At 63.5% G+C, this 22221-nt stretch carries 22 protein-coding genes; 11 read left to right on the forward strand and 11 right to left on the reverse strand.

What is annotated here, in order from left to right; all coding sequences use genetic code 11:
• Positions 1–489 carry a 6-pyruvoyl trahydropterin synthase family protein gene (locus BW940_RS12965; RefSeq protein WP_076609639.1) on the reverse strand — a complete coding sequence of 163 codons (489 nt, stop codon included), beginning with the start codon at positions 487–489 and terminating at the stop codon, positions 1–3.
• A 148-nt stretch (positions 490–637) separates the two neighbouring features.
• Positions 638–994 (reverse strand): winged helix-turn-helix domain-containing protein, encoded by a 357-nt coding sequence (locus tag BW940_RS12970; protein ID WP_076609640.1) that lies wholly within the window; start codon positions 992–994, stop codon positions 638–640.
• 277 nt (positions 995–1271) lie between these two features.
• Between BW940_RS12970 and BW940_RS12975 the strand changes: the two genes are divergently transcribed.
• A complete protein-coding gene (locus BW940_RS12975; RefSeq protein ID WP_076609641.1) occupies positions 1272–1967 on the forward strand; it encodes a competence/damage-inducible protein A in 696 nt (231 codons plus the stop codon).
• A gap of 8 nt (positions 1968–1975) precedes the next feature.
• On the opposite strand, the gene BW940_RS22365 is transcribed toward BW940_RS12975, so the two are convergent.
• Positions 1976–2101: a hypothetical protein gene (locus BW940_RS22365; RefSeq protein ID WP_268875546.1), complete on the reverse strand. Its 126-nt coding sequence runs from the start codon at positions 2099–2101 to the stop codon at positions 1976–1978.
• Between the two features lie 116 nt (positions 2102–2217).
• Here BW940_RS22365 and BW940_RS12980 point away from each other — a divergent pair, with 116 nt between their 5' ends.
• From BW940_RS12980 to BW940_RS12995, 4 genes are all read left to right on the forward strand, one after another.
• Positions 2218–3360: an ATP-NAD kinase family protein gene (locus BW940_RS12980; protein ID WP_076609642.1), complete on the forward strand. Its 1143-nt coding sequence runs from the start codon at positions 2218–2220 to the stop codon at positions 3358–3360.
• A 104-nt stretch (positions 3361–3464) separates the two neighbouring features.
• Complete coding sequence (locus BW940_RS12985; protein ID WP_076609643.1) at positions 3465–4496, forward strand: phosphate uptake regulator PhoU; 1032 nt, start codon at positions 3465–3467, stop codon at positions 4494–4496.
• Positions 4497–4621: 125 nt separating this feature from the next.
• Positions 4622–5911, forward strand: a complete 1290-nt coding sequence (locus tag BW940_RS12990; RefSeq protein ID WP_076609644.1) for an MFS transporter — start codon at positions 4622–4624, stop codon at positions 5909–5911.
• 126 nt (positions 5912–6037) lie between these two features.
• The gene (locus BW940_RS12995; protein ID WP_076609645.1) at positions 6038–6541 is read left to right on the forward strand and encodes a DUF5797 family protein; all 504 of its coding nucleotides are present in this window, start codon (positions 6038–6040) and stop codon (positions 6539–6541) included.
• Positions 6542–6566: 25 nt separating this feature from the next.
• Here BW940_RS12995 and BW940_RS13000 read toward each other — a convergent pair whose 3' ends face one another.
• Together BW940_RS13000 and BW940_RS13005 are read right to left on the reverse strand one after the other, a co-directional pair.
• Positions 6567–7616: a DUF5787 family protein gene (locus tag BW940_RS13000; protein ID WP_076609646.1), complete on the reverse strand. Its 1050-nt coding sequence runs from the start codon at positions 7614–7616 to the stop codon at positions 6567–6569.
• Between the two features lie 148 nt (positions 7617–7764).
• The gene (locus BW940_RS13005; RefSeq protein ID WP_076609647.1) at positions 7765–8199 is read right to left on the reverse strand and encodes a bis(5'-nucleosyl)-tetraphosphatase; all 435 of its coding nucleotides are present in this window, start codon (positions 8197–8199) and stop codon (positions 7765–7767) included.
• A 188-nt stretch (positions 8200–8387) separates the two neighbouring features.
• Here BW940_RS13005 and BW940_RS13010 point away from each other — a divergent pair, with 188 nt between their 5' ends.
• The 3 genes from BW940_RS13010 to BW940_RS13020 all read left to right on the forward strand — a co-directional run bounded on the left by BW940_RS13010 (position 8388) and on the right by BW940_RS13020 (position 10632).
• Positions 8388–8723, forward strand: coding sequence for an uS10/mL48 family ribosomal protein (locus BW940_RS13010; protein ID WP_076609648.1), 336 nt, complete (start codon positions 8388–8390; stop codon positions 8721–8723).
• A gap of 71 nt (positions 8724–8794) precedes the next feature.
• Positions 8795–9265: a hypothetical protein gene (locus BW940_RS13015; protein WP_076609649.1), complete on the forward strand. Its 471-nt coding sequence runs from the start codon at positions 8795–8797 to the stop codon at positions 9263–9265.
• 83 nt (positions 9266–9348) lie between these two features.
• Entirely contained in the window at positions 9349–10632 is a 1284-nt protein-coding gene (locus BW940_RS13020) for an amidohydrolase (RefSeq protein ID WP_076609650.1), read from the forward strand.
• An 85-nt stretch (positions 10633–10717) separates the two neighbouring features.
• On the opposite strand, the gene BW940_RS13025 is transcribed toward BW940_RS13020, so the two are convergent.
• Positions 10718–11569 carry a DUF4397 domain-containing protein gene (locus tag BW940_RS13025; RefSeq protein WP_076609651.1) on the reverse strand — a complete coding sequence of 284 codons (852 nt, stop codon included), beginning with the start codon at positions 11567–11569 and terminating at the stop codon, positions 10718–10720.
• A 271-nt stretch (positions 11570–11840) separates the two neighbouring features.
• Positions 11841–13247 (reverse strand): geranylgeranyl reductase family protein, encoded by a 1407-nt coding sequence (locus BW940_RS13030; RefSeq protein WP_076609652.1) that lies wholly within the window; start codon positions 13245–13247, stop codon positions 11841–11843.
• 215 nt (positions 13248–13462) lie between these two features.
• On the opposite strand from BW940_RS13030, the gene BW940_RS13035 reads away from it, so the two are divergent.
• Positions 13463–13795 (forward strand): 2Fe-2S iron-sulfur cluster-binding protein, encoded by a 333-nt coding sequence (locus tag BW940_RS13035; protein WP_076609653.1) that lies wholly within the window; start codon positions 13463–13465, stop codon positions 13793–13795.
• A 44-nt stretch (positions 13796–13839) separates the two neighbouring features.
• On the opposite strand, the gene BW940_RS13040 is transcribed toward BW940_RS13035, so the two are convergent.
• The 3 genes from BW940_RS13040 to BW940_RS13050 form a co-directional block, all read right to left on the reverse strand.
• Positions 13840–14589 carry a pirin family protein gene (locus BW940_RS13040; protein WP_076609654.1) on the reverse strand — a complete coding sequence of 250 codons (750 nt, stop codon included), beginning with the start codon at positions 14587–14589 and terminating at the stop codon, positions 13840–13842.
• A gap of 188 nt (positions 14590–14777) precedes the next feature.
• Positions 14778–15950: a cell division protein FtsZ gene (gene ftsZ, locus BW940_RS13045; protein ID WP_076609655.1), complete on the reverse strand. Its 1173-nt coding sequence runs from the start codon at positions 15948–15950 to the stop codon at positions 14778–14780.
• A gap of 155 nt (positions 15951–16105) precedes the next feature.
• Positions 16106–17470 (reverse strand): D-aminoacyl-tRNA deacylase, encoded by a 1365-nt coding sequence (locus tag BW940_RS13050; protein ID WP_076609656.1) that lies wholly within the window; start codon positions 17468–17470, stop codon positions 16106–16108.
• A 180-nt stretch (positions 17471–17650) separates the two neighbouring features.
• On the opposite strand from BW940_RS13050, the gene BW940_RS13055 reads away from it, so the two are divergent.
• Both BW940_RS13055 and BW940_RS13060 read left to right on the forward strand, forming a co-directional pair.
• Positions 17651–19771, forward strand: coding sequence for a bacterio-opsin activator domain-containing protein (locus BW940_RS13055; RefSeq protein ID WP_076609657.1), 2121 nt, complete (start codon positions 17651–17653; stop codon positions 19769–19771).
• Positions 19772–19857: 86 nt separating this feature from the next.
• Positions 19858–21153: a DUF7344 domain-containing protein gene (locus BW940_RS13060; RefSeq protein ID WP_076609658.1), complete on the forward strand. Its 1296-nt coding sequence runs from the start codon at positions 19858–19860 to the stop codon at positions 21151–21153.
• A 52-nt stretch (positions 21154–21205) separates the two neighbouring features.
• Here BW940_RS13060 and BW940_RS13065 read toward each other — a convergent pair whose 3' ends face one another.
• Positions 21206–22150 (reverse strand): calcium/sodium antiporter, encoded by a 945-nt coding sequence (locus tag BW940_RS13065; RefSeq protein WP_076609659.1) that lies wholly within the window; start codon positions 22148–22150, stop codon positions 21206–21208.
• Positions 22151–22221 lie beyond the last annotated feature (71 nt).

Here is a 22221-nt window from a genome sequence, read left to right on the forward strand (position 1 = left end):
TCAGAACTGGCCGCCACCGCAGAGTTCGCTTGTCTCGTTGACCTGGACGGCGACGTGGGAAACGGTGTCGGGCAGCGCTGCCTCGAGTTTTCGCTCGAGCAACACACTCATCACTTCCGCCGTCGGGGGCTGTTCGAGGACGACGAGCGCATCGTCGTCACCCGCGGCTTCGAAGGCGTCGATCAGGGGATCGCCGGCCTCGAGTAAGAACATATGATCCCACTCGTCGATTACTGTGGTAATATCGCCCTTGTCGGCGATCCATCCCTCCTCGGTCAGTTCACCGGTTACACGGACAGAAATCTCGTAGTTGTGTCCGTGTGGCCGCGAACACTTGCCGTCGTGATGGAGGAGCCGATGGCCGGTACTGATCCTGATCGGCCGATCCCGGCCGACGTGGAGGACGCGTTCGGTCCCGATGACCGGCTCGCCGTCGACATCGGCAGCGACCGTTACCGGTCGATCGGCGTGGTCCGCTCGTTCAGTCATACTCGGGTATTCCCGTGAGATTACTTAAGCGTGACCGACTGACGCTGTCACTGCTCGGCCACAGAAAAACCGATCCGCGGAACGACGGGTACAACCGCCTCGGATCGAAACCGACGTCTCGACTGTAACTGCCCTCGGAGACGGACATTCAGTCCTCGAGTTGGTCTCGAAGCCGGTTTTTGGCCTCCGTCCGGCGTTTGCGCGAGAACTGCGGTCGATCGTTGGTAAAGTCGATCTCGATCTCGTCGAGCGTTCGCCGGTAGATGTTCGTTCGTCGCCCTTCCTCGGAGAGCTGTCGCCCCTCACAGGTCAACAGCCCGGCTTCGACGAGATCCTGAATGCGGCGATAGCAGGTCGCGATCGGGATCTCGATATCGTCGCTCAACGCTTGGGCCGATTTTGGGGTGCCAGCCGCACACAGGATCTCCGCGCTGTACTTGCTCCCGAGCGCCGAGAGAATTGCAGTCGACTCCGCCTCGGTTCGTTTTGTCCGACTCTGAGACATTATTCACCCTATACTGAATTATCAGAATTGAATCTTGTGGTTAGTAAAATTACATCGAGCAGCGGTCTATAAAGACCCCCGACGTATACTGGGCCGTCTGTAGTTGTGATAGTGAACCAACAATTCTGCCGACCGGATTCATATTAGATATCTTTACTGACAGGGGTGTGCTGGGGTAGTGAGAAGGGGCGGCACTGGCGAGCCGCGGACGGCCTCGGCGGATGACTCCGGTCTCGAGTCTCGACACTCGTTTTACGCCGCACACCAAATGACAGCTATGAACGTCGCAATCGTCACCGTCGGCGACGAACTGCTTGCCGGCCAAACGACGAATACCAACGCCACGTGGCTCTCCGAACGGCTGACCGAGCGCGGGGTCTCCGTCGAGCGCGTAACTACCGTTCCCGACCGGATCGGCGATATCGCGCGCGTCGTCAACGAGTATCGTGCCGAGTACGACGCCGTGATCGTCACCGGTGGGCTCGGCCCGACCCACGATGACGTCACGATGGAGGGCGTCGCCGCCGCGCTGGGGCGCTCGCTCGAGGAACACGCGGACGCGCTCGCCTGGCTCGAGGCGGACGGCTACTCACGAGCCGATCTGACGGCGGGGACAGCCGACCTGCCGGCCGGGGCACGGCCACTTCACAATGAGACCGGTGTCGCACCGGGGGCGGTCCTCGAGGGCGTCTACGTCCTTCCCGGTGTTCCCTCGGAGATGCGAGCGATGTTCGAATCGGTCGCCGACGAGTTCTCGGGGACCCAGACCTATCGTGCGGTCGTCGTTGCCGACGAGCCGGAAAGCGCGCTGCTCGATCGGGTTGCAACAGTCCGCGAACGGTTCGAGATCACTGTCGGGAGCTACCCGGGCGAGTCGGTTCGGCTCGCACTCGAGGGAACGGACGAAGAAACCGTCTCGGAAGCCGAAGCGTGGCTCCGCGAGCGGGTCGAACAGCCGAGTGGCGACCGATAGCGGGTCGATTATCGATACAGATACGCGAGCCAGACGATCGTCACGAGGAGGCCAAGGGCAAGGGTCCCCCAGCCGGTCAGTGCCATCGGGAGTTCTGGATCCGATTCGAGCACGGCGAACGCGAGTTCGTTCATATGCTGCGATCAGTTCCCATCCCTCTTAATCTTTCAGAAACGTCGGGCGTTCGTCGAGTCGGTCGCAGCGCCGAAAACACCACACGGCTTTTGGATCGGCTCTGCCTACGTCGGCTATGGAGTCTCTCGGTGTCGTCGTCAACCCGATCGCGGGGATGGGCGGTCGGGTCGGATTGAAAGGAACTGATGGCAAACTCGAGGAAGCACGCGAACTGGGGGCCGAGCCGCGCGCACCCGACCGGGCACGTGAGGCACTCGCGGCGGTACACCGACGCGCACCCGAGCTAACGGTGTATACGGCAGCGGGCGTGCTGGGCGAGGACGCGGCCCGTGATGCTGGCTACGAGCCGATCGTCGTCTACGAGCCGACGGCGGACGATGGGACGGAGCCGCCCGCAGAAACGACCGCAGCCGATACGCGCGCGGCCGTTCGGGCCTTTCTCGAGCGCGACGTCGATCTGGTCTGTTTCGTCGGCGGTGACGGCACCGCCGTCGACGTCGCGGAGGTCATCGAACGCGACGCCGAGAGAGCCACGACCGATTCCGGGAGTGAGACAGATTTCTCCCGAGACGACAGCGGAACACCGATGCTCGGCGTCCCAGCCGGTGTTAAGATCTACTCGTCGGTCTTTGCCGTGACACCCGCCGACGCCGGCCGGATCATCGCCGAGTTCGACCGCGTCACGTCCCGCGAGGTCAACGATATCGACGAGGATGCCTACCGCGACGGGGAGGTCCGAGCGGAACTCAAGGCCGTCGTCCCGGTTCCCGTCGCGCCGGACGTCCAGTCGGGCAAACAGGTCTCGAGCGGCAGCGTCGACTCACTGGCATCGGGGTTTGCTCGTGAGATCGATCCGGATCGAACCTACGTCTTCGGTCCCGGAAGCACCGTCGGAGCGATCGAGACCGAACTGGGGATCGATCCCTCCCCGCTCGGCGTCGACGTCTGGCGTGACGGGACGGTGCTCGCTCGCGACGCGTCCGAAAGCGAGATCCTCGAGGTCCTCGCGGAGCCGGTGACGATCGTCGTCTCGCCGATCGGTGGGCAAGGCTTTATTTTCGGGCGGGGAAACCACCAGCTCTCGCCCGCCGTGATCGAGCGAGCCGACGAGATCGAGGTCGTCGCCTCCGGGGAGAAACTCGACGGGATCGATGCCCTGCGCGTCGATACCGACGACGCAGCGATCGACGAAAGCCTTCGAGGTTGGCAACAGGTCCGAACGGGGCGGTTTACGACCCGCCTCGTCAATGTTGTATAAGGTATACTGCACTCGCGGCCTTCACAATCAACCATATAACTATTTGTCGGCCATGTAATGACCATATAGTCAAGATTAAGGTCAACTCTCGCTTAGGGTGTCGCATGGAAACGCGGAAAGTGCAACGATTGGGTCCATCGACGCTTGCGATGACCCTCCCTGCAGAATGGGCGTCCGAACACGGTGTCGAGAAAGGTGACGAAGTCTCCCTGCGGACCAGCGGCAAGGGGACGCTGACCGTCATGCCGGAATCGGCCAACACCGAGGAGACGGAAGCGATCATCCACGCCGACGATTTAGACGCCAACGCCGTCGAACGGGCGATCGTCGCCCAGTACGTGCTGGGCCGGCGTGTCATCCGCATCGACACCGAAGACGGCGCACTCGAGTCCGACCACATCAACGCGGTCTATCAGGCCGAAACGCAACTGATGGGACTGGGCGTCATCGAAGAGACCCCCGAGAGCATCTCGATTCGCTGCTCGGTTGATCCGGAGGACTTCACGCTCGACAACCTCTTAGAGCGCCTCGAGCGAACGGGACAGACGATGCGTGGTGAAGGGATCAAGGCGCTGGCTCACGGCAACCCCGATCTGGCCCAGCGCGCCCTGAACCGCGAGCGGCAGGCGAACAAGATCTTCGTGCTCCTGTTGCGCCTGATCTTTACGGCCTACCAGAACCCGAACCTCGCGCGTGCGGTCGGTCTCAACAGCGGCTTCCCGCTGATCGGCTACCGCTCAATCGCGAAAAACCTCGAGTTGACGGCAGACAACGCCGAGGACATCGCTGAAATCGTCATCGAGACCGAGGGCCACAGCCTGAATGTCGACAGCTCGGTAATGCGTGACATCCGTGAGCTGAACGAACAGGTCGACGAGATCACCTCCCTCGCGGTTGAGGCGGCCGTCGAACGCGATTACGACAAATCGAACCGGGTTCGAGAACTCTTCCACGAGATCTCCGACCGCGAGAAAGAGATCCTCGCTGAACTGCCGGAGATGTCCAACGAGGACCTCCTTCGGGTTCGAGAAGTGCTCGTCAGTCTCCAGCAGACGGCCCAGTACGCGATGCGAAACGCCGAGATCGCCGCGAACCTCGCGCTCAACGAGGAATCCGAGCACACAACGATCAACTGACCCCGTCTCGTCGCCGCTTGTTCTTCCGTTTTTGTTGTTCGAGTGCCCTCGAGAGACGCTTCGGTATCGCGTTGTGATTCGTCAGTTCGAAACAATAATCCGCTCGGGCGACACACCTCTTCCCCATGCGGACGCTCGTTCGGCGGATTCTCGCGCAGTTTGCCGTCGATCAGCGAGTGCTCGCGCTAGCGTTTGCCCGGATGGCCGACGGGATCGGCAACTCGTTTCTGATCATCGTCATCCCGCTGTACGTGGCAAGCGGTACCGTCGGCGGGCGGACACTCGGCCTCGAGGAGGCGATGATCATCGGGGTCATCCTCTCGCTGTTCGGGTTTCTCAACAGCAGTTTTCAGCCGTTCACCGGCCGACTCTCCGACCGTGTCGGCAGGCGAAAGCCGTTCGTCTTGATCGGGCTTGCCGGCCTCGCGGTAACGAACGTGGCGTACGTCTTCGCGGAGACGTATCTCTCGCTCGTCGTTATTCGCGGCCTGCAAGGCGTGAGCGTCGCGTTTATCGTCCCAGCGTCGATCGCGCTGGTCAACGAACTCGCGACGACGCAGGATCGCGGCGGCAACATGGGCGTCTACAACACGTTTCGCCTGGTTGGCTTCGGTGCCGGGCCGGTCGTCGCCGGTGCCGTCGTCAACCTCGGCCCGTACACGCTGCCCATCGGGCCGACGATCAACGGCTTCGACGCCGCGTTCGCGATCGCCGCGATTACCGCCGTGATCAGCTATCTGCTGGTGACCGTCCTCATCACGGACCCCGACGCGACGCGAGCCAACGCCGGTGCGAATCTCTCGATTCCGATCCGGGATCAGTCCGGGCCGAACCTGCTCGGCCCGATCTTCACGCTCGGCGTCGCCTCACTGTTTATGGCGACGGCAATCGCGCTGTTCGCGACGATCCAGCCGCAGGTCAACGCCCGCCTCGAGCAGGGCTCGACCTGGTTCGGGCTTCAGTTTGCGGCCTTTATTCTCGCCCAGGTGATCCTCCAGACGCCGATCGGACGGGCGTGTGATCGGTACGGACGGCGTCCGTTCATCGTCGGCGGCATGCTCTTGTTGATCCCGACGACGCTCGTCCAGGGGTTCATTACGACCTCGGAGCTGATGTTCGTTGCTCGGCTGCTGCAGGGAATCGCGGGTGCGATGGTCTTCGCACCGGGGCTTGCCCTCGCTGGCGACCTCGCGGGCGAGGGCGAATCCGGTTCGAAGCTGTCAGTGCTCACGATGGCCTTCGGCTTCGGGATCGCCATCGGTCCGCTCTCGTCGGGCGCGCTGGTCGGCTACGGTTTCGAGGTCCCGTTCGTCTTCGGAGCCACGCTTGCCGCCGCCGGGACGATTCTCGTCTACACACAGATCGAGGAGACGCTCGAGACGACGCGCCCGATCCCGGTCGTCGGCGACGATTGACTCGCGAGTGACACCGCGCGACCGTCGATCCGGACGACTGATACGGCGCTGCTGTCGAAAGCAGCCCACCGGTCGAAAACCGATGGGACGCAACGCAAAAGTATCGGATCCGCATACGCTTCGACAATGACGCTCTCGGAGGAGGCCACAGAACGGTTAGCAGACGTCGTGGAGCTACAGCCGACGAAGAACTCGGAGCTACAGGACCGGTGGGGGATGGAAAGCGGCAGCGAGGTCCACCAGTATCTCGAGACCGAACTCGGCGATTACTACTTTCGTGACGACAACAGCCTGATTCGGGCGACGAGCGAGGCAGCCGACCTCGTCGACGTCGAACCCGGTATCGAGAGCGATCCCGAAACCGATGGGCCGCCGTCCAGAATCCGCGTCCCGGAACTCCAGTCACAGATCGTCGCGGTGCTTGCCGGCCCCGACGAGGAGTCCGAGAGCGTCGTCTCGGTCCTGCACAAGCTCCGCGACGAGTTCGACGTTGACCCAGAGGCCGAAGCCGTTCGCTCGGGCCTCCAGAGTCTTCGTCGCAAGGATGTCGTCGCCGTCGAGTACCGGACCGTTCCCACGTTCCGACTGGCCGTCGACCGCGAAGACCTCGAGGTCGCGGTCTCCGATTGAGACGGACTACTGTACGTCAAGCGAGTCACAGCCCCGGCCGCCGTCGCCGCCGCCGATCCTCGAGCAATCGTCGACAGCGCGTTCCCGGACCCCCCTCGATCGGCCAGCCCCGTGTCCGCCAGCCTGGCGGCTCCGGTTCGAACTCGGGACAGTTCCCAGAACACTCAACAGCCGTCTGACACCGTCCTTTCGCCGCACAGTGTGGTCGGAGTTGCGTGCCGTCTCGAGCGCGCAACTCGAAGTGCCGACAGTCGGGGCGCATGGTCTCGACGAACGAGCGCCAGCCACGTTCATAGGCGCGTTCGGCGATCGCGAGCCGTGTTTCGGCCTTCGTCGCGGGATCGACGTACTCGAAGCGCGCTGCCGAGTCGTCCCGCTCGCCGCCGCCGGGTCGCTCGAGGATTCGCGTGCCGGGGTCGTCGACCGCGAGCGTCCGGGGATACCACTCGACTGTCGCGGTCAGAGTCTCTGGCGCGAGCGTCAGAATCCCCGCTTCGACCGGTAGATCCTCGAACAGCGCGGGTTCGACGGTGTCGCCCGTCGTTCGAGTGGCGACCCAGGCCTCATCGGCCAGCCCCATCGCGACGTCGTACTCGAGTTGTGCGCCCAGCACGCGGGCCGCGCTGGCGTCGAGGTCGGGTTTGTTCTCGATGACGACGGTTCGCTCGAGCCAGTCGGGATAGGGCCACTTCCGGCGGATCTGGATGCGGTTGCCCGACTTACGGGTCTCGAGGATGTCCCGGTCGCTGGCGCGGTGAATCGTCTCGCGGACGTAGCGCCACGGATAGCCGGGGTTGGGGAGACAGTCGCGGTAGTAGGTCCACTCCGTGGGTGCGTTTCGGATGACGTGTAAGAGATCGCTGTCGAGTCGCTCGAGGCCGAATTTCGCCCGCTCGCGGAGGGCATCGGGGTCGCACTCGAGGATGATCGTGTCCCAGCGGCGGCGTTTCGTCCCGAGTTGGCGGGCGACGATGACCGCGTGATCGTCACTGGTCGACTCGGCCGGTGGCCAGGTGCGTTCGGCCCAGCGACAACACCGGAGTTCGAACGCGAACTCGGTCTGAGTGCGGTCCACATCGTCCCTTGACACGACGATGTCAAAAGCACTGCTCGATTGATCCGGGAGTGTGCGACTCGTGTCGCAGACGCCGCTCGAGACGTCCTCGAACAGGTCTAGCTGTCACTCGCCGGCGGTCTCGAGGACTGACCGGCTGTGATCGGGCCTACTCCTCGTCCTCCTCGAGGTCGTCGAGGAACCGGTGACCCTGTTCTAAGATCTCGCGTGGGCCGTCTTGTGTGACGGTGTTGACCGCCTGCTCGTAATCGCGCCACTGGAGATCCCGGTGTTCGTTTGATAGTTCCGCACTGGCCTCGAACGATTTCGCAATAAAGAGGTGAACGGTCTTGTGGATCGTCTTGCCGTTCGCCTCGAAGACGTAGCTGTAGTCCTCACGAAAGCCGTCGAGAAGCCGGAACTGCTCGATACCTGCCTCTTCCTTTATTTCGCGGATCGCCGTCTGCTGTAGTTCTTCATCTCCTTCGACACCGCCCTTGGGAAACTCCCAATCGCCTGGGCGGCTCTTGAGTAGAAGATACTCGCGCCGGCCCCGCGTATCGCGGAAGAGGATCGCGCCTGCGCTCGTAGCTTCGACTGCCATTGGCTGATTTAATAGGTGCGACGTTAAGAGAATATCGGACTGTTCGTCCAGAATATATACTATTTGCTGGCTCGATGTCGACGGATCGCCCCCTGTCGGGTCCGAATTCGTTCACCATCCGATGAGTGACCTGGGCGTATCTCAGCAAGTTTTTACGCACCGGCCGTTGACAAATGGACAGCACAACTATGACCTTCGTTACCCGTCTCACGCTCCAGAGCGGCGATCGAGCCGCACTCGATGGGATCGTCGAGGACATCAAAGCCACCGCCGAACGCAAAGGCGCTGCACTGAAAGGCCCCCACTCCCATCCCCCGGAGAAGTTCTCGGTTCCCCAGCGGTGTCGGCTTCACACCGACGACGACCGGCAGTTTGCCTCGTGGGAGTACACCGTCTTCACCCGTGAACTCGAGATTCACGGCCACGACAACCTCGCGCGCAACATCGCCGGACAGAACTTTCCCGATTCGGTCCATATCGAGGCCGAAGTCGAGCATATCCGCGGCGTCGGCCGCGGCAACTAACGGCCCGTCCCAGACCATACCCGCCCACGTTGGCTGGTTGCTTTTATTCGCTCGAGTCAAATAGACGGACAATGTACACGGGCAAGACCGAGAAGCCCTGTTGTCTCTGTGAAATCGGCGATATCGACCACCGAATTGACCTGCCACCGCGAGCGATTCAACAACTGAAACACGGCGAAGCTATCGCCTGGCAGGACGTCATCGGTGAAGTGTCGCTGTACTTTTGTGACCGAGACTGGGAGACGGTCTGTGAACTCGTCCTCGAGACCGGAATGACGCCGTTGCCTCGGTGTAACGCCGCTCGTGCCTCCTTCGATCTTCGAGAGGACTTCGAGGCGTTCACCAACCGAACGAAAGACGTGCCTGACCACCAGCCAATCGAAGAACGATTCTGGACCGACAGCCAGCAGATTCTTGCGGGAAACACCGAGTATCCACCATCCGACCGAGAGCTCGTGCAGGCACGGGTTGTCACGTGGGCGCTCGAAGACCTCGAGGCCCCCATTGCGCGGGAGGAGCCCGGGACCGCACAGCAAGAGTAAGCGGAGAGCGCGCGGCTGCTGTGTACTCGACCGGACACTGCGTTTCAGTGGCAACTATAGGTTCTGTCGTCTAACGGATGCGTATGGCACTCACCGAATCGGACCGCACCTCGCTGCGTCGGGACCTCCATCGCAGACCCGAACCCGCTTGGTGTGAGTTTTATACCACCGCACGACTCGCCACGGAACTCGAGTCGCGACTCGACCTCGACGAACTCCACGTCGGCCCGGATGCCATCGCGGGCGACCACCGGATGGCCGTCCCCGACGAGGCCGAACTGGCCCGCTGGTACGACCGCGCCAGCGATGCCAACGTCGACGAGGCGATCCTCGAGTCGCTGGAAGGTGGGTATACGGGTCTCGTCGCCGTCCTCGAGCGCGGCGAAGGACCCACCGTCGGGCTCCGAGTCGACATCGACGGGCTGCCGGTCGAGGAGTCCGACGACGCGGCCCACGAACCCGCTGCAGAGGGGTTCCGATCCGAGTACGAAGGGGCGATGCACGCCTGCGGCCACGACGCCCACGCGACGATCGGTGTCGGCGTCCTCGAGCGGATCGCCGAGAGTGGCGAGTTTTCGGGGACGCTGAAGGTCTTTTTTCAGCCCGCCGAGGAGGTCGTCGGCGGCGGGAAGTCGATGGCCAAAAGCGACCACATCAAAGACGTCGACCACCTGCTCGCACTCCACATCGGCCTCGACCACCCGACCGGCGAGATCGTCGCCGGTATCGACGGCTTTCTCGCCGTTCGCCACCTCGAGGCCGAGTTCACCGGCCAGTCGTCCCACGCCGGCGGCCATCCCGAACAGGGGCGAAACGCCGTGCAGGCGATGGCGACGGCCGTCCAGAACCTGTACGGCATTCCGCGCCACAACGACGGGAAAACGCGGGTCAACGCGGGCGTCGTCGAGGGCGGCACTGCTGCTAACGTCATTCCGGAAGAAGCGCGTATCCTCGCCGAAGTTCGCGGCGAGACGACCGAGCTGATGGAGTACATGCACAGCAAGGCGCGCCACGTGGTCCGCAGCGCCGCCGAGATGCACGAATGCACGGTCGAATTTTCGATCGGCGCGGAGGCCCCAAGTGCGACGAGCGATCAGGAACTCGTCGACATCGTCGCCGACGTCGCGGGGCAAACCGAGGGCGTCGAACGGGTGCTCGAGCGAGACGAACTCGGCGGCAGCGAGGACGCAACGTTCCTGATGCAGGCAGTCCAGGAGAACGGCGGCACCGCGTGTTACGTCGGTATCGGTACGGACCACCCCGGTGGCCACCACACGCCGACGTTCGACGTTGACGAGTCAAGTATCGCGCACGGAATCGACGTCCTCGCCGGAACGATCGAACGGATCGGGCGCAGACGCGTCTGAGCGGCGGCGCTTCGGGACAGGAGTTCCAGAAAAAGCGAGTTAGGTGTCGTCGACTGGCAGCCGATAGCTCGAGGCAGCCTGTCGATCAGTATCCGCCGTCATCGTCGTCGGCAGCGTCCTGCTCGTCGTCGTGATCGTCAGCAGCGCCGTCGTGGTGTTCAGCATCGACCACGACCTCGAGATCGAAGGCCTCGTTTGCCGGTGCGGCCTCGGGCTCTAAGTAGCCGACAGCAAAGGCCGAGTAGACGGTGCCGGCCATCGGTTCGACGTCGAATGTTGCGACGACGTCGCCGTCGTTGTCTTCGGTCGCGGGTCGAACCTCGAGGGTGTACATGTCAGGGGGGACCTCGACTGCTGCGGCGTCGCCGAAGGCAGCACCCTCGAACAGCACCGTCTCGCCATCGCCGGCCGTGACGTCCACCGCGGGGGCATCCGGCGACGCGTGGACGAGTCTGATACGGGCGTCCTCACCGGGATCGCTCAGGTCGTCCTCGAGTACTGCGGGTGCAAACGGCTGGTTCTCCTCCGCGAGTTCGCCGAGTGCGGCGATCGTGTAGTCGCCGTCACCGACCTCGACGTCATCGTCGAAGACGACCGTATCGGGATCGCCGGCGGCCGTGATCATGACCCCGTACGTCTCGGGTGCGAGCTCGAGGTAGTCGCTGACCGCGCGATAGGGAACGTCCTCGAGGACGACGTCGCCGTCGACGTAGACGTCGACGTTCGGCGCGTCGGGCGAGAGGTGAGCGACACGAACGCCGGCATCGTCCATCCCGCCGTCGGTCATTTCATCGTCCGTTCCGTCGTCGTCCATGCCATTGCCGTCGTCCATCCCGTCGTCACCGTTGTCGTCGCCGCCCAGACAGCCGGCGAGGCCGATAGCCCCGGTGGCTCCGATCAGTGACAGTGCGCGTCGGCGTGTGTGTTGTTGTACCATCGGAATAGTGTAACAGACCAACATGAATAGCCAGAGCCCCTAACAGAGTAGGTTTTTGGCCAGTTTGTTTTTATATCATGACACTGTTAACGTCTGTATCTCGAGTTGTTGTGTTGAGTATCGGACACTATTTTGTTCGAGTGTCGGCCGGCGAGAGCGGCAATCGATGGATGCGGAAAACAGTCGACTTTCCGAGATGTTTCGCAAACGATCAGTGGATGATACTGTCGGTCGGCGGTAAACGACGCCTCGAGTCGTGCAGTTCTCGAGTCTAGTACTTCGGGTCGGCCCCGGTTGTCTCGTAGACGTCCTCCATCAGTTCGTCACGGCGCTCCTGCCAGCTCGCGAGTCCCTCGGGACTGGTCGGATACTGCTCGTAGTGGGCAAGCAGGTCGTCAGCGCAGCGCTTGGTCTGGTAGAGGTTCCAGATCGTTCCCCAGTGACCGCGGCTTTTGATCAGGGCCTCGAGTTTGAGTTTCATTCCGATGTCGGTGCTGCCCGAGTACAGCGCCTCGGCGAGTTTGTCGCCGGGCATCGCGGCCAGTAGCCCCATCAGATCGTCGACGTCGACGGCCGTCGAGAGGATGTTGTAGACGTCCAGGGCGGCGTAGCGGGCCCCGAAGTGATCCATCACGCGCTCGTTGTACTTCCAGAACGTATCCTCGCTGTAGTCGCCCGTCTCGAGGGCTTCGATCGCCTGATCAGCAGCGTATTTGCCGCCGTAGGCAGCCCCGGCGATCCCGCCGCCGGTCGTCGGGTTGACGTGGCCCGCGGCGTCGCCGACGGCCATGTAGCCGGGATGGACCGCGGAGTCGTAGGGCCGCCGGGTTGGGAGAGCAGCGCCGAGTTTATCCTCGACTTCGGCCCCCTCGAACTCTGGCCGGGTCTCGAGGTCGCGTTTGAGGTCGTCGACGAGTTTCATCGGCTCTTCGGTCATCTGGAAGCCCAGGCCGGCGTTGATCTCGGTGTCGGTGCGCGGGAAATACCAGAGGTAGCCCGCCGCGCGTTCGGTCGGTTTGAAGACGAGGGCGTCGTCCCACTCGACGGGTTCATCGACGTGGACGATCTCGCGGTAGGCCGAACAGAAGTGTCGATAGTTGACGTTCGTATCGAACGTTGACTCGGAGAAGTCGACGTTGTCCTGCAGGATCGACAACGAGCCCGCGGCGTCGATGACGATGTCGGCCTCGTACGTGCGCGGCTCGCCCTTCCGAATCGCTTCGACGCCCGTCACGCGGCCGTCGTCGGCCTGTGTGACGTTTTTGACGACCGTATCGTAATGGAAGTCGACGCCGGCGTCTTCGGCCCCGTCGATGATGCGGCGGCCGTACTCCCAGCGGTCGATGACCGCCAGCTCGCCGGGGACGGGAATCTCGAGGACGGTGTCCTCCTGTGGGATCTCGAAGCGCCCGTGGTCGACGCCCGTATTGGTAAACGCGGGCTCGAGTTTCGATTTGGGGATCGCCTCGGGGAAGGAATCGGCCCCTTTTAGTGCGTCCCCACAGGCGATGTGGCCCGCTTCGTCGGCGGTCTTGCGCTCGAGGATGACGGCGTCGTAGCCGGCGTGTGCAACGGTCGCTGCGGCATAACAACCGGCAGTCCCGGCACCGACGACAACCACGTCCGGTGACTGGTGGTCGGACGTGGTGGTGGTATCCGACTGCTCCTGCGTACTCATACCAACAAGATGGTCACCACGGGAAGAAAACGTTTTATGTGTTCTTTGTGGCCGTGACAAGGACACAATCGGACGCCGACGGCCAGTTCACAGCCGTCCGCACCGCTCGAGACGAGTGCACCCTCCCGAACAGGTCACACTGCTCGAGTCTCGTTGTGTCGACGACGACAAACGGTGAATAAAGAGTTTTAGTAGGGTCGTTCGTAGCTGGCTGTATGACCGAGTACACGATCGAGTTCGTCGGGACGGGTGAGACGATTACCTGTTCGGACAAAGAGACGATTCTCAGTCGGTGTCTCGAGGCGGGGATCGCCCAGGAGTACTCCTGCCGCGTCGGGATGTGTCTGGCCTGTTCGGCCGAGATTCTCGAGGGCGAGGTCACCCAGCCTGCAGCTCGTGGGCTGACGGAAGAAGAGGCCGAGAACTATGCACTCACCTGTATGGCACGGCCGCAGTCCGATCTGAAACTCGATCGTGGCAAATACCCACCGAGTATCGAGGGCGATCTCACTGGCGATTCGAGTGCGGAAACGCCCGCTGACGACTGACGTGCGGACTGCAGGCCCCACATCGACTGTTTGAGACGTGGTCGTTACAGCACGAACGGCCCGCGCTGGCGGATCGGCTCGCCGTGTGGCTGGCCCGACACGGCGACGAGGCGGAGGCCGTCCTCGCTTCGGATCTCGACGGACCGATCGCCGGTGACCGGGAGCACGTCGCCCTCGCCGAAGGCGTTGCCGTCGACGGTTCCCGACCCGGCGACGCCGTAGCAAAAGCCCGCCCACGACTCAGGACGTGACCACGTCCACGACTCGCTCACGCGGACGTCGAGGTACTCCATCGATGTCTCGAGAGCGATTGGCGAGCCATCACCGACGACGGTCGTGACGGTTGCCCCGTCGTCCGTCGCTGTCGGCAACTCGTCAGCAGCCGCATCGACGTAGTTGGGGTCGATCTCCTTCTTATCGCGTGGCAGGTTGACCCAGAGCTGCAGCCCGTTACAGGCCACATTGTCGGCCGGAAACTCCGAGTGTTCGATACCACCACCAGTCGTGATCCGCATGACGTCGCCCACAGATGCGGTGTTGGATACCCCGAGCGAATCCTCGTGTTCCATCCCGCCCTCGAGCATGTACGAAACGATCTCGAAGCCGCGGTGGGGGTGAGTTGGGAACCCCGTGTCCGGCTCGATGAAAAACCGCTCGAACAGGACGAACGGGTCGAGACTCGACGGATACGCGTTTGTCGGAAACGCACGGGTCGCCGTCACCCCAGTCCCATGGCGAATCGTCTGTCCGGAGACCGGATCGCTCGAGTCGCTGGTTCGGTTGTCTGCGTCCATACCCCCTTCTCAGGCCTCACTCCTGATACGTCTCCGGTCTCTGGGACATCATTGCGAACACCGTTCTTGATATCCGTGTCTCCGTCATCCACCAGCAGAACAGCCGACGCACGCGGGTAATAGATGGTGAAAAGATGGACTCCGCACGAGCCACGTGGTTCCGCAATCGTTTGGAGCCGAACTAACGATTAGTCGACGAAGTCGATATCGTCGCCCTGCGCTGGCGCTTCGGGCTGGACGGCCTCGCCGTCGGGCTGGCCGTAGATCTGTGGTGATTCGACGCCCGTGACGACGATCATCGTCCGCATGCTGCCCTCGAGGCTCTCGTCGATCGAGGTCCCCCAGATGATGCGGGCGTCGGGGTCGATCCGGTCGTAGATCTCCTCGACGACGCCTTCGGCTTCCTCGATCGCCATGTCGTTGCCACCGGTGACGTTGACGAGCGCGGAGCTCGCGCCGGAGATGTCGACGTCGAGTAGCGGCGAGCGAAGCGCGGTCTTGACCGAGTCCTGGGCTTTGGCTTCGGAGTCGGATTCACCGAGGCCGATCATTGCGACGCCGCCGCGTTCCATGACGGTGCGAACGTCGGCGAAGTCCAGGTTGACGAGGCCGGGTTTCGTAATGAGTTCGGTGATTCCTTTGACCGAGCGCATGAGCACCTCATCGGAGACTTTGAACGCCTGTCGGACGGGCAGTTTGCCCACCGAATCCAGCAGGCGGTCGTTGGGGACGACGATCACGGTGTCAGAGACGTCACGCAGGCGCTCGAGGCCGGCTTCGGCGTTGGTTCGGCGGACCTCACCTTCTGCCGTAAACGGCGTCGTGACGATCGAAATCGTCAACGCGCCCGCCTCGCGGGCGGCTTTGGCGACGACTGGCGCGGAGCCGGTTCCGGTTCCGCCGCCGAGTCCGGCGGTGACGAAGACCATGTCGGAGCCGTCGATGGCGTCGTAGATGTCCTGTTGGCTCTCGAGGGCGGCTTCCTCGCCGACCTGTGGGAGCGAGCCGGCCCCACGGCCGCCGGTTTTCTCTTCGCCCATCAGGATCTTCGTGTCGGCTTCGATCTCGACTAAGTGCTGGACGTCGGTGTTGGCGGCGACGAGCTTTGCACCGTGAATCCCCTCCTCGTGCATGCGGTTGACGGTGTTGCCGCCGGCACCGCCACAGCCGACGACCGTAATGTCCGTCTGGAGGTCTTTGAGGACGTCCTCGAGTTGGTCGTCGGTCATCGTCCCCGTCCGCTGGCTGTCCGGTTCGTCTCCGGTCGGCGACTGCCCGTCCTGTGAGTGGGCGTCTTCGGAGGCCATCGCCGGCTCCCCGTCTTCGGCCTCGTCGATGGCGTCGTCGATGATGGAGTCCATTCTTGGCCAACTCTAAACGATGGAGCATAATTACCTTTCCCCTACACGTCAGACACCTGTCTGACACGGGACGAAGAACGTCTCTCCAGACAGAACACTCAACGGCCCCCGATATGGGAGTCGTATGCTGTGATTTCCCCGTTGTATCGGAGCCGCTAGATCGGAAACTGATCCGTCTGCTGGCTTCGAACTGTCTCGGGACTGATTGTTTTCCCGTCGACCGTGACGGCGTCGCCGTTTGCGAGTGCGCCGAACTTCGGCCCCTCGGGAACGCCGAGCGTGCGAGCGAGTGCCGGATCGAAACTCGTCCGCTCGGCGACGACGGCGTCGTCACAGAGCGTGACCGTCTCGTACTTCTCCTCGAGCACGCCCGCCAGCGCCTCGATGATCGCTGCCCTGGCGGGTTCGGTGTCCGTCGAGTCCGTCGAGTCCGCCGACTCCGGGGGGTCGGGGACCGCGACCCGCGACCCGACCCGACTCCCGCCGTTGTCGGTCGTGAAGGCGACGGAGTTCGCCTCGACGGCCCTTCGCACTGCTGCCGGATCGAACCCGTTTGCAGCGTCGACCAGTTCGGTCGGGAGATCGACGACGGCAACCGACTCGGCGCGACGGTCGCCAAAGCGGACACCGTCGTCGACGGCCCCGAGGGCTGTCTCGACCGCGTCGATGAGGGCGAGTGATCGATCGCCACTCTCTCGCAGCCAGGTCTCGCTGACGATCCGAACACCCAGGGCCTCGAGCGTGTCCTCGAGCACCGGCCACTCGCCGTCGATGACGGCCATCTCGGCCTCACTCGCGTCGAACGCCGCCTCGAGAACGTTACGATGCGTGTCGGGATGGCCCATTGCCTCGAGCGCCCAGTCGGCGGCGATGTGGCCGACGGCCCACGGCGTCTCGCGGACGACGCGGGTAAACCGGGGGGCGTAGTGGTTGCCGCCGAAGCCGACGATCTGGGTATCGCGGTGGGGAGAGACGTTACGGAGCTCGAGAATCGCGCGGGCGACGGCCGCAGCGCCGTCAGGGTCGTCCCACTGCTCGTCGCCGCTGCCGAGTTCCGCAAAAAGCGACGGACAGCCGACGTCGGTAGGGCCGTGGTGGGTACACTCCATCCCGACGTCGTAGCGCTCGGGAGCGTACTCGTCAAAGGCCTCGAGGAGCCGTGCGAGGGCGTTCGGACAGGCCTCGGCGACGGCGTCGGCTTCACCCCCGAACTCGGCCGGGCCGAAGTTGCCCGTAAAATGGCCCGTCAGGAGTGGCCCCGTGTCGCCCGAGTGACGCGAGGCGAACACGAGCAGATCCGGGTCGCAGTCGAAGGCATCGACCGGGTACTCGAGATCGAGGTGGAACTCGTCGAACGAGCGCAACTCGACGCCGTCGGTTCGGTAGTACGTGCCGCCGCCGTCGGCTGCGGGCCGTGTGTCGTCGTCGACGGCCGCCCAGTCGGCGAGGTCGCGGAGCTGGTCGCAGATGTGGACCGACGCGCGGTCGGCCCGGCTCTCGACGATCGCGAGCGCAGTCATACTCGAGTGGGTGGGCTGGGGCCCAGTAACGCCGTCGGTTCTCGATGCCGACTCGAGAGTGATCCGAAAGACCCGCGTGGCACGAAAAGATTGTGTATGCAAACGCCACCATCGGCTTTTCGGTCATGCGAATGGTAACTCGCGATAGGAACAACCATCGATGGACGCAGCTGATAATCTATGACCGATCCAGCATCGAATAACCGCGACGGCTCGGCCAACACGAGTGTCACATCGGCGACGGCCGATTTCCCCTCGGAGTTCGGTCTCGACGTGCACCAACTGACAGACCTCGTCGGTGAGTACGCCGTCTCCATGCTCGACACGGCCGGGCAAGTCGTCCGGTGGAACCGAGCAGCCACACAGCTAACGGGGTACGACGAAGCCGAGATCGAGGGAACACACTACCGCGTCTTTTTCTCGCCGGAGAGACGCGAGGCCGGCCGACCGGAACGACTCCTCGAGCAGGCTCGCACCGACGGACGGGCCGAGGACGAGGGGTGGCGGCTCCGAAACGATGGAAGCCGGTTTTGGGTTCGCGAGGTGCTTGCCCCCATCCGGGAGTACGACGGCAGTCCAGTACTTGGACGACCCGACGATTCCGCCACCGAATCAGGCGACCAGCCCGCCCCCCTTCGGGGCTACGTACAAATCCTCCACGATCGGACCGACGAATACAGACGAGAGCTGGAACTCCGGGAGAAGAAAGCGCTCACGGAGAGCATCTTCGAGGCCCAGCCGGACTTGCTCTATGCGTTCGATACGGACGGCAATCTGATTCAGTGGAACGAGCGGTTCGAACAGGTCACCGGCTACGACCCTGACGAACTCGAGGGAATGAACGCCCTCGAATTCATCGTCCCAGAAGATCGCGAGCATATTGGTGACGCGATCGATCGGATCCTGCACGACGGTGATCGGGTCACTGCCGAAGGACGAGTGCTGACCAGCGACGGCGACGAGATTCCCTTCGAGTTCAACAGCGCGCGGATTACGGGTTCAGACGGGATCGGCTTCGGATTTACCGGCGTCGGCCGCGACATCAGCGATCGCAAAGCACGCGAACGGGAACTCGAGCGTCTCGAGCGCCTCAACGCGACGATTCGGACGATCGACGAGACGATGGTCGTGGCGGAGACGCGTGAGGCGATCGAACGCGCCGTCGTCGAGGCGTTCGCGGCCGCCGAACCCTACCGGTTTGCCGTCATCGGACAGGGCGATATCGCAGTGGCGAGTGACAAACAGCCCCTGGAGCCACGTTCATGGGCTGGAATTGACGTGACCGGTGCTGACGACGTTCTCTCGTCGTTCGTCGATCCGCCGGCCGACGGGCCGGGCACGTCACCGTTCGAAACGGAGTCCGTCCAGTGTTATCATAACCTTCGCGAGAGCGCGGTCGAGCGCTGGCGAGCCGATGCTCGCGAGCGTAACTACGGCTCGGTCGCGGCCGTCCCAATCATGGCGAGTGGCCGGACGTTCGGCGTCCTCGTCGTCGCCGCCGAGGAAGCGACGGCGTTTACCGACCGCGAACGGGAAGTCCTCCAGGAGTTCGGCGCGACGGTCGGGCACGCGCTCAACGCGATGGCCGTCCGTCGGCTGCTCTATCACGACATCGCCGTCGAACTCGAGTTCGAATCGACCGATGACGGGGATGTCTGTACGGAACTCTCCGCCGAGCTGGGCTGTCAACTGAGTGTCGATCACGTATTGCCATTGACCGATGAGGTGTTCGTCTACTACGTCTCCGTTATCGGCATCGATTCGGAGCGGGTCCGGACGTTCACTGACGAGCACCCGGGGATCGGTGAGGTTCGTCATATCGACACCAGCGGGGACGAGAGCTACTGGGAGTTCGTGGTCTACGGGCCGACAACCACCAGCCTGCTCGCGGACTACGGCGCGCGGATGCGATCACAGGTTGTCGACGATGGCTCCTCGAGCATCGTTGTCCAGGCCAGTCGGGACGTCGCCGTTCGAGAACTAGTCGAGGCGATCATGGAGACCTACCCCGAAACGGAACTGGTCTCGAAACGAACCGTCGAGCAGCCGGTCGAAACACGGGGCGACTTCCGACTGCGTGTCCGAGAGAAACTGACCGAGAAGCAACGAGCCGCCCTCGAGGCGGCCTATTACGGCGGCTACTTCGAGTGGCCGACACGAAACAGCGACGCAAGCGAGATCGCCAACCGACTCGACATCGCTCGCCAGACGTTCCACCAGCACCTCCGGGTCGCACAGGCGAAACTCCTCACGGCCTATTTCGAGGGCGACACTGGGGTTGGCCGTGACCGTGACGGATGACTGTTGGGGTTCGATGAGTCACCCACCCAAGCATACCAGAGTATGCTGGTACACTCCTTTCCCGCGTTCGTCGTCTTCATCGATCAATGAGTGCCTCCTTGACTGCCGAGCGAACGACGACCGCGTTCGACGTTCTCGCCGACCCTCGCCGGCGATACCTGCTCTCGATCCTCTACGAGCGGACGGGTTCGGATGGGACACAGCCGACGACCCAGTCGGATCCGCTCTCGATCTCGACGCTGGCGACTGACGTGGCGGCGCGTGAACACGGCTGTCCGATCGTCACCGACGAGCAGTGTCAGGAGGCACATATCGAACTCGTCCACCACCACATCCCGCGGCTCCGTGACGTTGGGCTGGTGACCGTCGACACCGACGGCGACACGCGAACGATCAGCCTCACCGAGCACCCGATCCTCGAACTCGAGTGGGTCGCCTACTTTCTCGAACAGCCGACCGGCGGGACGGCCATCGACGAGGCGGCCCTCGAGTGCACGCTCGACGCGCTCCAGCCCGCTCGATGTCGCCTTGCCTGTGTGCTCCTTGCGAGACGGCGTGATGGGCTCTCCGTTGCCGATCTGGCCGCGATGATCGCAGCCCACGAGGGCGACACCGAACTCGTTTCCCTCTCGGAATCGGACTGGCAGCCCATCGCGACTGCGCTGCGGCACAACTATCTCCCCTCGCTCGCAGCAGCCGATCTCATCGACTACGACGACTCGAGCGAGACCGCCACCATCGCACCCGACGCGCCGCAGTGGCGGGCCGACTGGCTGGCCGCCAGCCCGCTTCGAGAGGCGATTGCGGCACTCGAGACGCGACGAAACGAGGTCGAAACTGGCCCACCAGAGGACGGCGCTGCCGACGGCACCTCGGCGAGAGCGGGGTCGTGCTGGACGCTCGAGGGGGCCGACCGCGTCATCACCAGAAGCCACGAACTCGCGGACAGCGCCGACGAGGAGCTGTTCGTGACGATGCCCGACGAAGCGATGGTCCAGCAGCGCTGTCTCGAGCGCTGGCGGGCGGCCACGGACCGCGGCGTCGACGTCTACGTCGGCTCGCGGTCACCGCGAGTGCGAGACACGGTTCGGTCTGCAGTCCCCGAGGCGACGGTCTGTGAGCCACAGTTCGACTGGCTGAACTTCCCCGTCGAGGGGATCCACCACGGCCGCGTCGTCTTCGCCGATCGCGAGCGGGTACTGGTCGTGACCGTCGGCGACGGGGACGTCAAACCACAGGTGACCGCGATCACTGGCGATGGCCCGGCAAGTACGCTGGTCAGACTCGTCCGCGAACACGTCGGGCCGCGGCTGGATCGGCTGCAATCGCGCTGTGCCGACGGTGTCGACGAACTCGAGCAGGAAACACCGCTACCGCTGTAGCGGACTGGTTGCAGCGCAATCTACTGGCTCCGATAGCGGGAGCCACGGAGAATCACGGTACGAGCAGCCAGAGAAAGCCGACGTAGCCACCGACGAGAACGGCCCCATCGAGTCGCGTGAGCCGACGGCCATACCCCATCATGGCGACCACTATCGCCGTACAGACGACCAGTGCGGGGAGTTCGAGTCGCAGCGTGCTCTGAGCGATCTCGATCGGCGTAATTAGGGCGACGATACCGAGGACGGCGAGGATGTTGTAGATGTTCGAGCCGACGATGTTGCCGATGGCGAACTCGGTCTCGCCGCGAACGGCGCCGATAACCGAGGCCGCAAGTTCTGGCAGTGACGTGCCGAGTGCGAGCACCGTCAGCCCGATCACCAGATCCGACACACCGAGTGCCGACAGCAGCCCCGTACCGCCCGAAACGAGCCACCGGGAGCCGATCACGAGCGCTACCAGCCCACCGAGAACGAGCGCGACGTCCCGCAGTGAGAGTCCGTCGCCAGCGCCAGGGTCGTCGACCGCCGGTGCCGGGTTGGTGTTGACGGAGTGGACCAGATACGCCGTGAAGCCACCGAGTACCAGCAGGAAGATCGCGCCCTCGAGTGCGCCGATGGTCCCGTCGACACCGAGGACGACGAGCAAGAACACTGCAAAGAGCATGAACGGCACGTGACGTCGCATGGCCGTCTGACTGATCTGTAACGGTTTGATGAGCGCAGCAATCCCCAGCACGAGTCCGATGTTGGCGATGTTCGAGCCGATGACGGCACCGAGGCCGATATCGGTCGAGACGTTCACCGCGCCGATGGCCGAAACGAACAGCTCGGGTGCGGTCGTCGCGAAGGCGATCACCGTCACGCCGACGGTTGCGGCCCGGAGCCCGACACCCAGTGCGAGTCGGCCGGCCCCGGCGACGAGCAACTCCGCACCGACATAGAGCGCGACGATACCGGCCGCGAGGTAGACAAGAGAGAGCACCGTTCCGGAGAGCATGGCGACTGGTACTGCACACCAGGTCAAAAGGAGCCCGGAACCGACCGCAGTCCCACCGCGATCCCTGTATC

Origin of the sequence: Natronorubrum thiooxidans, assembly GCF_900156475.1 — an archaeon.
GTDB lineage: Archaea > Halobacteriota > Halobacteria > Halobacteriales > Natrialbaceae > Natronorubrum > Natronorubrum thiooxidans.